Origin of the sequence: Pseudomonas sp. S06B 330 (genome assembly GCF_002845275.2) — a bacterium.
Taxonomy (GTDB): domain Bacteria; phylum Pseudomonadota; class Gammaproteobacteria; order Pseudomonadales; family Pseudomonadaceae; genus Aquipseudomonas.
Window position 1 is genome coordinate 2,044,744 of sequence record NZ_CP088149.1, and the last position, 15,113, is coordinate 2,059,856.

A 15,113-nucleotide genomic window follows, 5' to 3' on the forward strand; every position below is an offset into this window, starting at 1 on the left:
ACGGCTCAGGCGTCTGTTATTGCGCACGCAGCCACGATAATACATCCCGTGCAGATCGGGAACGCCCAGTCATAGGATTGGACCATGGTCGCAGTGAAAATCTTCAGCCAGCCAGCTCGCGCAGCAGAACCAGGCGCGTGCCGAAGCCGATCAGCAAGGTGCCGAACAGTCGGTTTTGCAACTTCTGTTTCCACGGGCTGGCGGCCATCCAGCGGCCCAGGCGGTCACCGCTCAGAGCATAGAAACTGTCAAAACCCAGGCCTACAACCACCAGCGCGGTGCCGAGGATAGCGAACTGCTGGCTGACTGAACCGGCCTCTTGGCTGATGAACTGCGGGAGCAACACCGAGCAAAACAGTAAGGCCTTGGGATTGAGCAGATTGGTCAACAGGCCTTTTTTCAACGCTGCCGACCAATGGCCTCGGCGCAGCGCAATGTCACTGACAGTGGGGGGTGGGGTCAGCGGCGCGCACAGTAATTGCCAGCCCAGCCATGCCAGGTACAGGCCACCAGCGATGCTCAGCAGCTCAAAAGCCCAGGGGTGGCTGCGTAGCAGCGCGGCCAGGCCCAAGGCCGCCAGGCAAACATGCGCTGCACGCGCCAAGGCCAGGCCCAGTGCGGTCATCAACGCCTGGCGTCGGCCTTCGCTGGCGCCGGTGTTGAGCAACAGGAACATATCCGGTCCTGGTACTAGGTAGACCACCAGCAGGGCTACGCAAAACACGCTGTATTGAGTCATCAAACCATCCCCTGGCGAGCTACAGACTGGAGAAAATTCTAAGCCCGAAGGGCTTGGCAGGTGCTTGCGATTGTTGCGTTGATGGTGGGGTGTATTGATATAAACTGCCAATATCAGTAAAGGAAAATACAGATAATGCCAAAAATTACCCTTGATGCTTTTGATCGTAAAATTCTCGACGCGCTCCAGCGCAACGCCCGCCTGAGTAATGTCGAGTTGGCCGAGCTGATTGGTCTGTCACCTTCCCCCTGCCTGCGCCGCGTGCGCTTGCTGGAGGAAGCGGGCATGATCAAGGGCTACGCTGCCCAGCTGGACCGCGATGAAGTGGGTTTGGGCCTGACAGTGTTTGTCGGGGTCAAGGTCGAGCGCCACCACGAGCCGGCGGCGCAGGCATTTCAACAGGCGGTACTGGCGTTGCCCGAGGTGATTGCCGCACATCTGGTTTCGGGCGAGTCGGATTTTCTGTTGCAGGTGGTGGTGCCTGACCTGCGCAGCTACGAGCGTTTTCTTATCGAGACGCTGCTCAAGCTGCCCGGCGTGAGTGATATTCGCAGTAATTTCGCGATCCAGACGGTCAAACCCCACGGTCCGCTACCGTTGGCGCATCTAGATGCACGTTGAGCTGGACAGATGACAAAGTCGGGCGCACCATAATTTCAATGACGCTTTGCCCGCTGACCTCGATCCGTGCCACGACACCGCCATTCGCGGCGCAGGCACGAGAGCTTCAACACCAGGCAGCAGGGTAAATCAAGGCCCCGCCCAGCAATGGACGGGGCCTTGTCATTTCATGTCCCGTACAACGCGGCTCTCAGCTCCCAGTAGCCTCTGCGCGTCCAGTTTCAACTGCTGGAGCGGCATTCGATCGTGGGGCGCGTTGCTGTTTGCCTGCCCGTTCAGCCCTCGATCTGCTGACAGAAGCGCAGGCGATTACCGAACGGATCGGCGATCTCCATCTGCAAGCCCCAGCCTACATTCTGTGCTTGAGGGCGGGAGTAACCGTAGCGCTTGTCGATCAGTTCGCACTGCAGTGCGGCGATGTCCTCGATGCGGGCAAATACCGTCGAACCTGGCGTCGCATCACCGTGATGTTCGCTCAGGTGCAGAACCAGATCGTCGCGGTGGATTTGCGCGTAAAGCGGCAGGTCAGGCTCAAAGCGGTGCTCCCAATCCAGGGTGAAGCCGAGGAAGTCGAGGTAGAACTCCTTGGCTTTTTCAACTGAGAAGATACGCAGGACCGGGATGGCGGGGGCGAGGTGCATGGTATGAAGTCCTTGTCATCTATCTATTGGATGCGCAGTTATAGCTGATCGGCGTCACCGTCATCAAATGCGGCGCTGCCTGCTGGTGGGGCACTGGTATTGTGCTGATTTTGTGGGAGCCCGCAGGGTTGACTCCCACAGGGAGAGGCTTAGAAGGTTGCCTTGACCTGCAACCCCAGGACCAGGGCATTGTCGATGTGCTCCCCGGAAAACGCCCCAGGTTCAATGATGTATTGCACATCCGGGCGCAGGGTCAGCCAGGGCGTGGCCTGGTAACCGTAGCTGAGCTCGATCAACTGTTCGGCGCTGTCCAGGTTAGGGAAGTTTTCACCATTGGCCAGGGCGGCATCCTGCTGCACGTCGCGACTGCGCGGGTTGGGTACGGCGCGGCCGTAGCCCAGGGCGAAGGTGTCTTTGGGACGGCCCTCGAAGGGCTTGTACAGCACCATGCCCACGCCATACCAGGTTTTGAACGGCGATGCGGCTGCACTGGCCGCCGAGTACTGACCGAAGGCATGCAGGCTGCGCCCGGTCGAGACCTGGGAGCTCCACAGTGCCTGGTCGATCAATAGGTAATGGCCGCCACGACCGGCCACCTCGTCGTCGCTGCCGATGCGCTGGGTATCAGAGCTGTCGTAGTAATAGCCCAGCTTGTACTCGCCCGGCAGGCTGCCTTGGTGCTTGTACACCAGTTCTATCGGCACCACGGTACCGGTGCTGTGTTTAGGCCCCAGGTGCCAGGCACGACTGGAGTTGCCGTTGCTTTCAGGGTCGACATTGAAGGCGGCCACACGCAATTGCCAGGCTGCTGACAGGTCGTACTTCACCCGCACACCAAGGTGGGCATTGGGGTAGTTGGTCCAGCCGCTGCCGCCCGACATGTTCAGTGGGTGACCACAGAAACCGGCGTTCATGAAGTTGCAGAGGATGCCGCTGTCCAGGCCGCCGAGGTCGTTACCCATGGCCATGTAGCCGAATTTGACGTTCAGTGCCGGGGTGAACAGGGTGCGTTCGTAACTCAGTTCAGTCAGGCGGGTGTAGAGGCCGCCGTAGTTTTCCTGGATGGGTAGACGGTTGCCGACCAGTTCTTCGGAGGCGCTGTTGCCACGGCGGTCGTTGACGGTTAATTGGATCTTGTCGCCGTGCTCCAGGCCATACAGCTTACCCAGGTCAAACTGCACGCCGAGCTTGAGGTTCTGCGAGTAGCGTGCTGAGCGGTGCAGGCCGCCATCAGCGTTGTAGGCCGTCTCGCCGCTGTAATCACCTTTGAACGTGATGCCATGCGCGTCGAGTTGTTGACGCACGCCACCCCAGTCACCGCTGAGGGTGTTGCGGGTAAGGAGGTCGTCATGGGCTTGGCTGGGGAGGGCGGTTAAACCGGTGAGGGCGGTGAGCAGGCAATGGGTGAAGCGAAAAGCGCGGGGCATTGTGCAGCGTTCCTAACGATGTATTGCAGGCGGTCCTGATCGCAGGGCAAGTCCGCTAGCACAGCGGGCTTGCCCTGCGTAAAGGCGGGCGAATCAGGGCAGGGCGTAAGCCATTACATAGTCGCCACGGTCGCTCGACTGACGGGCGCCACCGGCGGTGATGACGATGTACTGCTTGCCGGTTTTCGGCGATACATAGGTCATCGGGCCACCCTGGCTGCCCACTGGCAGGCGGGCTTTCCAGACTTCCTCACCGTTGCCGCTGTTGAAGGCGCGCAGGTAGAAGTCCTGGGTGCCGGCAATGAACACCAGGCCGCCTTGAGTCGACAGGGTGCCGCCGAGAGTAGGCAGGCCAACCTTGATCGGCAGGTGCATACGGATACCCAGCGGGCCGGTATCTTCGACAGTGCCAACCGGCACCTGCCAGGCGACTTTTTGCGTCTTCATGTCGATGGCGGTGAGGGTGCCAAACGGCGGGGCCTGACAAGGAATGCCGGCCACCGAAAGGAAGCGGTTCTTGTTCACCGCATACGGCGTGCCCTTGAGCGGCACAGCGCCCATGCCGGTGTTCAGCGCTTCGCCACCGGCGGCAGCCTGGCCGTTGTTCTGCGATGGAATCATCTGAATCCACAGGCCCAGGCGCATGTCGTTGACGAAGATAAAGCCGTGCACCGGATCGGTAGAGATACTGCCCCAGTTCATGCCGCCCAGCGAACCCGGGAAGCTCAGCGACAGGTCGGTGCCCGGCGCAGTGTAAAGACCGTCATAACGCATTTTCTTGAAGTCGATGCGGCACAGCAGTTGGTCGTAGGGTGTGGCGCCCCACATGTCCGACTCCGTCAGCTGTTGCGCACCGATCTGCGGCATGCCTATCGATTTTGGCTGGGTAGGCGAGTAAGGCTCGTTCGGGATGTTGCCCGGCTTGACCGGAGTTTCCACCACTTCAGTCAGCGGTTTCCCAGTGGCGCGATCGAGCACGTAGATCTGTCCGGCCTTGGTGCCGATCACCACGGCGGGGACGGACTGGCCGTCAGCGTTGGTGAAGTCGATCAGGCTGGGCTGCATCGGTAGGTCGAAGTCCCAGAGGTCGTTGTGCACGGTCTGGTACACCCACTTTTCTTCACCGCTGCTCGCGTCCAGCGCCAATACCGACGCGCCGTATTTGTGGTTCAGCGCGGTACGTTCGACACCATAGATGTCGGTAGACGAGCTGCCCATCGGCAAGAACAGGGTGTTCATGGCTGGGTCATAGGACATCGGCGCCCAGCTGTTGGGGGTGCTGCGCACGTAGCTGCTGTCGCCGCTTGGTGCGTTACGGTCCTCGGGGTTGCCCGGGTCGAAGGCCCAGCGCATCTGCCCGCTGATGACGTCGAAACCGCGGATCACTCCGCCTGGCATGTCGGTCTGGACGTTGTCGGCAATACGTCCGCCAACCACCACGGTGGTACCGGCCATCAGCGGCGCCGATGACAGCTGGTAGTAGCTGTCCGGGACGTTGCCCAGGCCAGCCTTGAGGTCGACCTGGCCGTTGTTGCCAAAGCCTTGGCAGAACTCACCGGTATCGGCATCAACGGCAATCAGACGGGCGTCGATGGTGTTGGTAAGCAGGCGTCGCTGGCAGTTGGCACCGGTAGGTACGCTGGCCGGGATGATTGCCGAGCTGTTCGTTTGCGTCGGTTGCGCGATAGGTGCAGTGGCATCGAAATAGGCCATGCCGCGGCAACGCTGCCAGACCGCCGATTTGGCATTGATCTGGTTCTTCCACAGCTCTTTGCCGGTATCGGCATCGAGGGCAATCAGGTTGTTGTGCGGGGTGCAGATGAACACCTTGTTGCCAACCTGCAGTGGGGTCAGTTGATCTTCAGCGCCGTTGCCGTCGCTGACGGCCACATCACCCGTGTGATAGGTCCAGGCTACTTTCAGTTGGTTGACGTTGCCGCGATTGATCTGATCCAGCGCGGCAAAGCGGCTACCGCCTTCGGTGTTGCCATAGTGGGCCCAGTCTTTCTGGGCGTTAGCCGGGTCGACCGGGGTCAGGCCCGGGCCATTGCCAGTGGGCGCGACAGTGGGATGGGCGACGAACATATTGCCCGCGGCAATCACCAGTACGACGGCCAGTACGCCCGCTACGCCGTAGGCGCCACGGCCGGGTGTGGTGCCAGCGGCGCGCGCTAGCAGCGGATAGACCAGCGCCAGCACACAACCGATCGCACCGAACATGAACAGGCGCGAGAACAGTGGCCAGAACACCAGCCCTACATCGGCCAATGCCCAGAGTGCCGTACCGATCAGGAAGACGGCATACAACCAGGCCCCGGATGGTTTGCGGCGGGCTATCAGCAGGCCGGACACAGCCATGGCCAGGCCACCAATCAGGAAGTACCAGGAGCCACCCAGGCCCACCAGTTTCACGCCACCGGCGGCCAGTGCCAGGCCGAGCAGGGCGATGATGATGCCCAGGCCTATCAGGATGAATGTTGAGGCGCCAGAGGTGCGCGGTGTTTGCTTCATATCGAAAAAAACTCGAAGTGGGGAGTGGCCGAATTATACCCTTAGCAAGCTAATTAACAAGTTAGTACATTTTAGACCTTCGGATCATCAGGCTGCTCTGTTGCTTTAAAGGCAGTGTCAGGGTTTCATGGTGCCCATTGCTCAACCTTCAGCCGCAGGCAGTAACAAGCATGATCGAAGTCACTGAAATTTCCATCGCCGAGCTGCGTGCAGCGCTCGAATCCGGCCAAACCACCTCGGTCGAATTGGTCCAGGCCTATCTGGCTCGCATCGATGCCTATGATGGCCCGGCCACGGCGACGGCGCTCAATGCTGTGGTCGTGCGCAACCCCGAAGCACTCGCCGAAGCGCAGGCGGCCGATGCCCGCCGGGCCAAGGGCGAAATCCTCGGGCCGCTCGATGGCATCCCGTATACAGCCAAGGACAGCTACCTGGTCAAAGGACTCACGGCCGCCTCCGGCAGCCCGGCGTTTGCCGAGTTGGTGGCCTACCGCGATGCATTCACCATCGAGCGCCTGCGCGCCGCTGGTGCCATTTGTCTGGGCAAGACCAACATGCCGCCCATGGCCAATGGTGGCATGCAGCGTGGCGTCTACGGCCGTGCCGAAAGTCCGTATAACGCGGACTACCTGACCGCGCCATTTGCTTCGGGCTCATCCAATGGTGCCGGTACCGCCACCGCCGCCAGCTTCGCCGCGTTCGGCCTGGCTGAGGAAACCTGGTCGAGTGGGCGTGGGCCGGCCTCGAACAATGGGTTGTGTGCCTACACGCCGTCGCGCGGAGTGATCTCGGTGCGCGGCAACTGGCCGCTGACGCCCACCATGGACGTTGTCGTGCCGTTTGCCCGGACCATGGCCGATCTGCTTGAGGTGTTGGATGTCGTCGTTGCCGAGGACCCCGATACCCGTGGCGACCTGTGGCGGATGCAGCCATGGGTGGCGATCCCTAGCGTCGCCTCGGTGCGTCCGGCTTCTTATCTGGAATTGGCCGCCACACCCGCTGCGCTCGCCGGCAAGCGTCTGGGTATCCCGCGCATGTACATCAATGCCGATCCTGAGGCGGGCACCAGCGAAAACCCGGGTATCGGTGGCCCGACCGGTCAGCGCATCAATACCCGGCCTACGGTCATTGCCCTGTGGGAGCAGGCGCGCAAGGCCCTTGAAGCGGCGGGTGCCGAAGTGATCGAGGTGGATTTCCCGTTGGTGTCCAATTGCGAGGGTGACCGCCCTGGGGCGCCGACGGTGTTCAGCCGTGGCCTGGTCTCCAAGGAGTTTTTGCATCATGAGCTGTGGGACCTGACGGCGTGGGCTTTCGATGATTTCCTCCAGGCCAACGGTGACCCCAAATTGAACCGCCTGGTCGATGTCGATGGCCCGAACATCTTTCCCCACGATCCGGGCACACTGCCTAACCGTGAAGGCGACCTGGCTGCCGGTATGGACGAGTACGTGCGCATGGCCGAGCGCGGCATTACGCCTTGGGATCAGATCAGCACCGTGCCGGAGGGGCTACGTGGTTTAGAGAAGACCCGGCGCATCGACCTCGAAGACTGGATGGATGGCTTGCAGCTTGATGCTGTGCTGTTCCCGACCGTGGCCGATGTGGCGCCGGCCAACTCGGATGTCGACCCGGCGTCGGCGGACATTGCCTGGAGCAACGGTGTCTGGGTTGCGAACGGCAACCTGGCCATTCGTCATCTGGGGGTGCCAACCGTTACCGTACCGATGGGGGTGATGGCGGACATTGGTATGCCGGTCGGGCTGACATTTGCCGGGCGCGCCTATGATGATTCGTCGCTGCTGCGCCTAGCGGCTGCGTTTGAATCCACCGGCTCCAAGCGGCTGGTGCCGCCGCGTACGCCGCCATTGGTAGCTGGCCAGTAACAGCGCAGGGTAGGGCTGGAGTGAGGTCGCTCCAGCCCTGGCCGCTAAAAGGCGGCGGAGTAGATTTGAGCGACGCGAAATCGCGACAAGGGTGTCGAGTAGACGCCTGTCGGCAAAGGTGTTGAGTTGGATCAGTAGAAAAATGGCAGGGGCGGCTGGATTCGAACCAACGCATGGCAGGATCAAAACCTGCTGCCTTACCGCTTGGCGACGCCCCTGTAGCTGTTGCGACGAGTGTCTGGCACCCGTTTGAAGAGATTCACCACAACTAGCAATGTGTGCCGTTGCGGGAATGCGCGGAAATTTACCAACTTTTTCTCCGTCTGTGAAGAGTCAGAACAAATAAATTGTTTTTAAAACAGCCGGTTACTGTTGGAGAGCGTCAGGCCTCATAATGCCCTGGACACGCTTCACTGCCTTTTTCCCCTCTTTGAGCAGGACATTTCCATGGCCAATCACGACATTAGCTTCCTTCCCGATCCTGACGCAGACTCCATTTCCAGTGACGTTGCCGGCTTCGGCGGGCTGCTGGTTTCCACCCAGATTCCGACCCGCGCCGATGGCAGCCTGGAACTGGGCGATATTACTGTGCAGAGCGAGTGCACGCTGCAGGCGCTCAAGGTTGCGCTGGAGCGCGCCGGCAGCTCCATGGATCGGGTGTTGCACCTGACCATCTACCTCACTGACATGGCTGACCGCGCAGCCTTCAACGAGGTCTACCAGCGCTTTTTCGCCAAGCCCTGGCCCGTGCGTGCTGCTGTTGGCGTGGCGTCGTTGGCGGTGGAAGGCATGCGTGTAGAGGTAACGGCGATGGCTGCCAAGGCATAAAGCAACCACAGCCCTTGTAGCCGCTGCCGCGAGGCTGCGATCGACTGCTGAGCAGTCGCAACGCGGGCACTTCGTTGGATCTGACGAATCACGGTGGACAGGCTTGGCGGCCGTTTCACGCCCGATCGCAGCCTCGCGGCAGCGGCTACAGAGGCTATCAAGGCAGGTGTTCCCAGCAGTTCGGCGGCCTGTGAGTGCTCGTCATGCGTTTCGCGCTACAATGCGCGCCTTGACCGTGACAAGCCTGACTAAAAAAACATGTCCTTACCCAAGCATCACCTGGAACTGCTCAGCCCCGCCCGCGATGTGGCCATCGCCCGTGAGGCCATCCTGCATGGCGCCGACGCTGTGTACATCGGTGGCCCAAGCTTCGGCGCGCGCCACAATGCCTGTAACGAGGTGAGCGAAATCGCTCAGCTGGTGGAGTTTGCCCGGCGCTACCATGCGCGGATCTTCACCACCATCAACACCATCCTCCACGATAATGAGCTGGAGCCCGCGCGCAAGCTGATCCATCAGCTGTACGATGCTGGTGTTGACGCGCTGATCGTCCAGGACCTGGGGGTGATGGAGCTGGATATCCCGCCGATCGAGCTGCATGCCAGTACCCAGACCGACATCCGCACCCTGGCTCGGGCAAAGTTCCTCGATCAGGCCGGTTTCTCGCAACTGGTTCTGGCCCGCGAACTGAACCTCAAGGAAATCCGCGCCATCGCCGACGAAACCGATGCGGCGATCGAGTTCTTCATTCACGGTGCGTTGTGCGTGGCCTTCTCCGGCCAGTGCAACATTTCCCACGCCCAGACCGGCCGCAGTGCCAACCGTGGCGACTGTTCCCAGGCCTGCCGCCTGCCGTACACCCTGAAAGACGAAAAGGGCGGGGTGATCGCCTACGAGAAACACCTGCTGTCGATGAAGGACAACAACCAGAGCGCCAACATCCGCGCGCTGGTAGAAGCCGGTGTGCGTTCGTTCAAGATCGAAGGGCGCTACAAGGACATGGGTTATGTGAAGAACATCACTGCCTACTACCGCCAGCGCCTGGACGAAGTCCTCGAAGACCGTCCGGACCTGGCTCGTGCTTCCAGTGGCCGTACCGCGCACTTCTTCGTGCCCGATCCGGACAAGACCTTTCATCGCGGCAGCACCGACTATTTCGTCAGTGAGCGCAAGATCGATATCGGTGCCTTCGATTCGCCGACCTTCACCGGTCTGGCCGTGGGTGTGGTGGAGAAGGTTGGCAAGCGTGACCTGCAGGTGGTCAGCCATGAGCCGCTGTCCAACGGCGACGGCCTCAATGTGCTGGTCAAGCGTGAAGTCGTGGGTTTCCGCGCTAACATCGCCGAGCCCAAGGGCGAGTTCGAGGAAGACGGTGAGAAGCGCTACCGCTACCGCGTCGAGCCCAACGAAATGCCCAAAGAGATGTACCAGCTACGGCCAAACCACCCGCTAAGCCGGAACCTCGACCACAACTGGCAACAAGCCCTGCAGAAAACTTCAGCCGAACGCCGCGTTGGCCTGTCGTGGGTTGCCTGCTTGCGTGAGGAGCGTTTGCAACTGACGGCCACCAGCGAAGAGGGCATCAGTGCCAGCGTCGTCCTCGACGGTCCGTTCGGGGTGGCGAACAAGCCAGAGCAAGCGCTGGAGCAATTGCACGACCTGCTCGGTCAATTGGGCACCACCCAGTACCACGCAACGGCCATTGAGCTGGATGCGCCACAGGCGTATTTCATCCCTAATTCGCAGCTCAAGGCTTTGCGTCGCGAGGTCATCGAAGCGCTGACTGCTGCGCGCATCAACGCCCACCCGCGGGGTGGACGCAAAGCGGAAACGACGCCGCCGCCAGTGTACCCGGAGTCGCACCTGTCGTTCCTGGCCAACGTCTACAACCAGAAGGCACGCGACTTCTATCACCGTCACGGGGTCAAGCTGATCGACGCGGCCTATGAGGCCCACGAAGAGAAGGGCGAAGTGCCGGTGATGATCACCAAGCACTGCCTGCGCTTCTCCTTCAACCTTTGCCCGAAACAGGCCAAGGGCGTCACTGGTGTGCGCACCAAGGTTGCGCCGATGCAGCTGATTCATGGCGATGAAGTGCTGACCTTGAAGTTCGACTGCAAGCCGTGCGAGATGCATGTGATCGGCAAGATGAAGGGGCACATCTTCGATTTGCCGCAACCGGGCAGCGTGCAACAGGTTGTCGGCCATATCAGCCCTGAAGACCTGCTCAAAACCATCCCCCGCGCCCCGCACTGAGTGCCTGCGAGCGCGGCGTCATGACGTCGCGCTCGCCCTCAACCATTCAATTCATTGCCCGCCTTATCCAGCAGCCAACGCCGGAACGCTTCCAGTGCGGGCAATGCCTGGTTGCGCGGCGGGTACACCAGGTAGTAACTGCGTGCACTGGCAAAGGGCAGGGCGGGGCTACTCAGTTCGCCACTGGCCAGTTCATCGCTGATCAGGATCCTTGGCACCAGGCCAATACCGATATCGGCACGCACCGCCTGGATCAAGTGTGACGTCAGTTCGAAGCTCGGCCCCAGGCGCATGGCCTGGTGCGCCAGGCCGTGGTGAGTGAACCATTCGCCCCAGGCATTGGCATTGTTGGCGACGCTGAGCAGCACTTGCTGACTGATGTCCTTGGGGCTCCACTGCGGTTTGCTCGCCGCCAGGGTCGGCGACAGGATCACCATCAGCTCTTCGGCGTGCAAACGATGGCAGATCAGCCCTGGCAGGTCGTTGGTGGCGACCACGATGGCGGCGTCGATGCCGCTGGTGGCGAAGTCCACCGGTTCAATCCGTGAATTGATGTGCACCAGCACTTCGGGATGGCTGCGATAAAACTCGTGCAGACGCGGCAGCAACCATTTTGAGCCGAACGTCGGCAGGGTCGCCAGGCGCAGATTACCGCCACCGGCCTGGTGGGCGATGGCGTGCAACGTGGCGCTGCGCACCCGGCCCAGGGCTTCGCTGATCTCGCGCTGGTAGAGCCGTCCGACCTCGGTCAGCTTGACCGTGCGGCCTTCGCGGCGGAACAATGTCACCCCCAATTGCTGCTCCAGGGCCTGTACCTGACGACTGACCGCGCTCTGGGTCAGTGCCAGCTCTACGGCGGCGCGGGTATAGCTTTCGTGACGCGCGGCGGCTTCAAAGGCCAGCAGCAAGGACATGGATGGGGTGAGGTTGCGGTAATTCATTCGTAAAAGTCATCAAAGGCTGCGGGAATATCCGTTTGTGCCTGGCTCAAGGCTGCGGGATCATTGGCATCATCCACTACCTGGCGGTGTACTGACCATACCGTTTCAGCAAGTATTCATGATTAGCCTGACATAAATGAGGCCATCCCCCGATGATCGCCCGATTGACCGGCACCGCCCCGGACACGCTCTACCCTGATTTCCTTGAAGCCCTGCGCAGTGCCGGTTTTCGTGGCCAGCTTAGCGCTGACTACGCCACCCGCACCGTGCTGGCCACCGACAACTCGATCTACCAGCGCCTGCCCCAGGCCGCGGTATTCCCTCAGGACGCCGAAGATGTCGCGCGCATCGCCGCGTTGATGGCCGAGCCGCGCTTCAGCGCGGTCAAGCTGACTCCGCGCGGTGGCGGTACCGGCACTAACGGCCAGTCGCTGACCGACGGCATTGTCGTTGACCTGTCGCGGCACATGAACAGCATCCTCGAAATCAACGCCGAGGAGCGTTGGGTACGGGTTCAGGCCGGAGTGGTCAAAGACCAGCTCAATGCGGCGCTCAAGCCCCATGGGCTGTTCTTTGCCCCGGAGCTGTCGACCTCCAACCGCGCGACTGTCGGCGGCATGATCAACACCGACGCCAGTGGCCAGGGCAGCTGCACCTATGGCAAGACCCGCGACCACGTGCTGGAACTGCACAGCGTGCTGTTGGGCGGCCAACGTCTGCACACCCGGCCATTGAGTGACGCCGAGCTGGATGCGGCCTGTGCCGAGCCCGGTCGAGCTGGCGAGGTGTACCGCACTGCCCGGCAGATCCAGGAAACCCAGGCCGAACTGATCGAGCAAACCTTTCCCAAACTCAACCGTTGCCTGACCGGCTATGATCTGGCGCACCTGCGCGACGAGCAGGGCCGCTTCAACCTCAACAGTGTGCTCTGCGGCGCTGAAGGCTCACTGGGCTATGTGGTCGAGGCCAAGCTCAATGTGCTGCCGATCCCGAAATACGCGGTGCTGGTCAACGTCCGCTACACCAGCTTCATGGACGCCCTGCGCGATGCCAATGCGCTGATGGCGCACAAGCCGCTGTCGATCGAGACTGTGGACTCCAAGGTGTTGATGCTGGCGATGAAAGACATCGTCTGGCACAGCGTCGCCGAATACTTCCCCGCCGACGCCGAGCGCCCAACCCTGGGCATTAACCTCGTGGAGTTCTGCGGTGATGATCCGGCTGAGGTCAACACGCGGGTACAGGCGTTCGTCGCCCACCTGCAGAGCGACACCAGCGTCGAGCGTCTGGGCCACACCCTGGCTGAAGGCGCCGAGGCGGTGACGCGGGTCTATACCATGCGCAAGCGCTCGGTGGGCCTGCTCGGCAACGTCGAGGGCGAAGTGCGACCGCAGCCGTTCGTGGAAGACACCGCTGTACCGCCAGAGCAGTTGGCCGACTATATCGCCGACTTCCGTGCCTTGCTCGACAGCTATGGCCTGGCCTACGGCATGTTCGGCCACGTCGATGCCGGGGTGCTCCATGTGCGCCCAGCCCTGGACATGAAAGACCCGGCCCAGGCGGCGCTGGTCAAGCCGATCTCCGATGCCGTGGCAGCGCTGACCCTGCGTTATGGCGGCCTGCTCTGGGGCGAACACGGCAAGGGTCTGCGTTCGGAATACGTGCCGGAGTACTTCGGTGAACTGTACCCCTCGCTGCAAGCGCTCAAGGGTGCGTTCGACCCGAACAACCAGCTCAATCCGGGCAAAATCTGCACCCCGCCGGACAGCGCCCAGGGCCTGATCAAGGTCAACGAAGCGCCCATGCGCGGCGACTTCGACCGGCAGATCGACGAGCGCGTCTGGCAGAGCTTTGGCAGCGCCGTGCACTGTAACGGCAACGGCGCCTGCTACAACTACGATCCCAACGACGCCATGTGCCCATCATGGAAGGCGACCCGCGAGCGTCAACATTCACCCAAGGGCCGCGCGTCGCTGATCCGTGAATGGCTGCGCCTGCAGGGGGCTGCCAACATCGACGTGCTGGCCACTGCCCAGGGCAAGCTCGCCTGGCTTAAAGGCTTGCCGGCGCGTCTGCGCAACAACCTGTCGCGGCAAAAAGGCGAAGCTGATTTCTCCCATGAAGTTTACGATGCCATGGCCGGCTGCCTGGCCTGTAAATCTTGCGCAGGCCAGTGCCCGATCAAGGTCAACGTGCCGGAATTTCGTTCGCGCTTCCTCGAGCTTTACCACGGACGTTACCAGCGGCCGCTGCGCGATTACCTGATCGGTTCGCTGGAGTTCAGCATCCCGTACCTGGCCTATGCACCTGGGCTGTACAACGCGGTGATGGGCTCGAAATGGGTCAGCCACCTGCTGGAGCGCCATGTCGGCATGCTCGACAGCCCGTTGATCAGTCGCTTCAACCTGCAGGCTACGCTGACCCGCTGCAATGTGCGCATGGCCAGCATTCCAGCCCTGCGCGAGCTGACGCCGGCGCAGCGTGAGCGCAGCATCGTGCTGGTCCAGGATGCCTTCACCCGTTACTTTGAAACCCCGGTGTTGGCCGCTTTCATCGACCTGGCGTATCGCTTGGGGCATCGTATCTACCTGGCACCGTACAGTGCCAACGGCAAGCCGCTGCACGTCCAGGGCTTCCTCGGCGCTTTCAACAAGGCGGCGATCCGCAATGCCCGTCAACTCACTGCATTGGCTGAATGCGGCGTGCCGTTGGTGGGCCTGGACCCTGCCATGACATTGGTCTACCGCCAGGAGTATCAGAAGGTCCCCGGTCTGGAGGTCTGTCCGAAAGTATTGTTGCCTCAGGAATGGCTGATGGAGGTGCTGCCCGAGCAGTCGACCCGAGCCACTACCACTTTCCGGCTGATGGCTCACTGCACCGAGAAGACCAACGTGCCAGCCAGTACCCGGCAGTGGGAGCAGGTGTTTGCCCGCCTGGGTCTGACACTGGCCACCGAAGCCACCGGCTGCTGCGGCATGTCTGGTACTTACGGCCACGAAGCGCGCAATCAGGACACCTCGAAGACCATTTTCGAACAGTCCTGGGCGGGTAAGCTGGATAAAGAGGGTGAAGCACTGGCAACCGGATATTCGTGCCGCAGCCAGGTCAAGCGCCAGGCGGACCGCACCTTGCGTCACCCGTTGGAGGTGCTGTTGGAGCAGCTTAGCGCTTGATGGAATTCGCCCTGGAGCACAGGGATGTGCCCGGTGGCGAATACGTTCATCCGATTCGATTCTTTGCGCTTGTGCGACAGCAGATCTTGCGAA

The 15,113-nt window shown here is 61.4% G+C and carries 10 protein-coding genes and 1 tRNA gene; 5 read left to right on the top strand and 6 right to left on the bottom strand.

Going from position 1 to position 15,113, the window contains the following annotated elements:
* Window positions 1-103: 103 nt before the first annotated feature.
* Window positions 104-739: a LysE family translocator gene (locus CX511_RS09455; protein WP_045180243.1), complete on the bottom strand. Its 636-nt coding sequence runs from the start codon at window positions 737-739 to the stop codon at window positions 104-106.
* Window positions 740-883: 144 nt separating this feature from the next.
* Here CX511_RS09455 and CX511_RS09460 point away from each other — a divergent pair, with 144 nt between their 5' ends.
* Window positions 884-1,360, top strand: coding sequence for an Lrp/AsnC family transcriptional regulator (locus CX511_RS09460; protein WP_177327744.1), 477 nt, complete (start codon window positions 884-886; stop codon window positions 1,358-1,360).
* A 275-nt stretch (window positions 1,361-1,635) separates the two neighbouring features.
* Here the strand turns inward: CX511_RS09460 and CX511_RS09465 are convergent, their stop codons facing one another.
* The 3 genes from CX511_RS09465 to CX511_RS09475 all read right to left on the bottom strand — a co-directional run bounded on the left by CX511_RS09465 (window position 1,636) and on the right by CX511_RS09475 (window position 5,939).
* Window positions 1,636-2,001, bottom strand: coding sequence for a glyoxalase superfamily protein (locus CX511_RS09465; protein WP_045180247.1), 366 nt, complete (start codon window positions 1,999-2,001; stop codon window positions 1,636-1,638).
* 149 nt (window positions 2,002-2,150) lie between these two features.
* Window positions 2,151-3,428, bottom strand: a complete 1,278-nt coding sequence (locus tag CX511_RS09470; RefSeq protein ID WP_101291868.1) for a carbohydrate porin — start codon at window positions 3,426-3,428, stop codon at window positions 2,151-2,153.
* A 93-nt stretch (window positions 3,429-3,521) separates the two neighbouring features.
* A complete protein-coding gene (locus CX511_RS09475; RefSeq protein WP_101291867.1) occupies window positions 3,522-5,939 on the bottom strand; it encodes a glucose/quinate/shikimate family membrane-bound PQQ-dependent dehydrogenase in 2,418 nt (805 codons plus the stop codon).
* 170 nt (window positions 5,940-6,109) lie between these two features.
* Between CX511_RS09475 and CX511_RS09480 the strand changes: the two genes are divergently transcribed.
* The gene (locus CX511_RS09480; RefSeq protein ID WP_101291866.1) at window positions 6,110-7,822 is read left to right on the top strand and encodes an amidase; all 1,713 of its coding nucleotides are present in this window, start codon (window positions 6,110-6,112) and stop codon (window positions 7,820-7,822) included.
* 143 nt (window positions 7,823-7,965) lie between these two features.
* Here CX511_RS09480 and CX511_RS09485 read toward each other — a convergent pair.
* A tRNA-Gln gene (locus CX511_RS09485) sits at window positions 7,966-8,040 on the bottom strand.
* Window positions 8,041-8,269: 229 nt separating this feature from the next.
* On the opposite strand from CX511_RS09485, the gene CX511_RS09490 reads away from it, so the two are divergent.
* Window positions 8,270-8,650 carry a RidA family protein gene (locus tag CX511_RS09490; RefSeq protein ID WP_045180255.1) on the top strand — a complete coding sequence of 127 codons (381 nt, stop codon included), beginning with the start codon at window positions 8,270-8,272 and terminating at the stop codon, window positions 8,648-8,650.
* A 258-nt stretch (window positions 8,651-8,908) separates the two neighbouring features.
* Window positions 8,909-10,906: a peptidase U32 family protein gene (locus tag CX511_RS09495; RefSeq protein ID WP_101292058.1), complete on the top strand. Its 1,998-nt coding sequence runs from the start codon at window positions 8,909-8,911 to the stop codon at window positions 10,904-10,906.
* A 38-nt stretch (window positions 10,907-10,944) separates the two neighbouring features.
* Here the strand turns inward: CX511_RS09495 and CX511_RS09500 are convergent, their stop codons facing one another.
* Window positions 10,945-11,847: a LysR substrate-binding domain-containing protein gene (locus CX511_RS09500; protein WP_045180259.1), complete on the bottom strand. Its 903-nt coding sequence runs from the start codon at window positions 11,845-11,847 to the stop codon at window positions 10,945-10,947.
* A gap of 152 nt (window positions 11,848-11,999) precedes the next feature.
* On the opposite strand from CX511_RS09500, the gene ydiJ reads away from it, so the two are divergent.
* Window positions 12,000-15,020 (top strand): D-2-hydroxyglutarate dehydrogenase YdiJ, encoded by a 3,021-nt coding sequence (gene ydiJ, locus CX511_RS09505; RefSeq protein WP_101292059.1) that lies wholly within the window; start codon window positions 12,000-12,002, stop codon window positions 15,018-15,020.
* The last annotated feature ends 93 nt before the right edge of the window (window positions 15,021-15,113 follow it).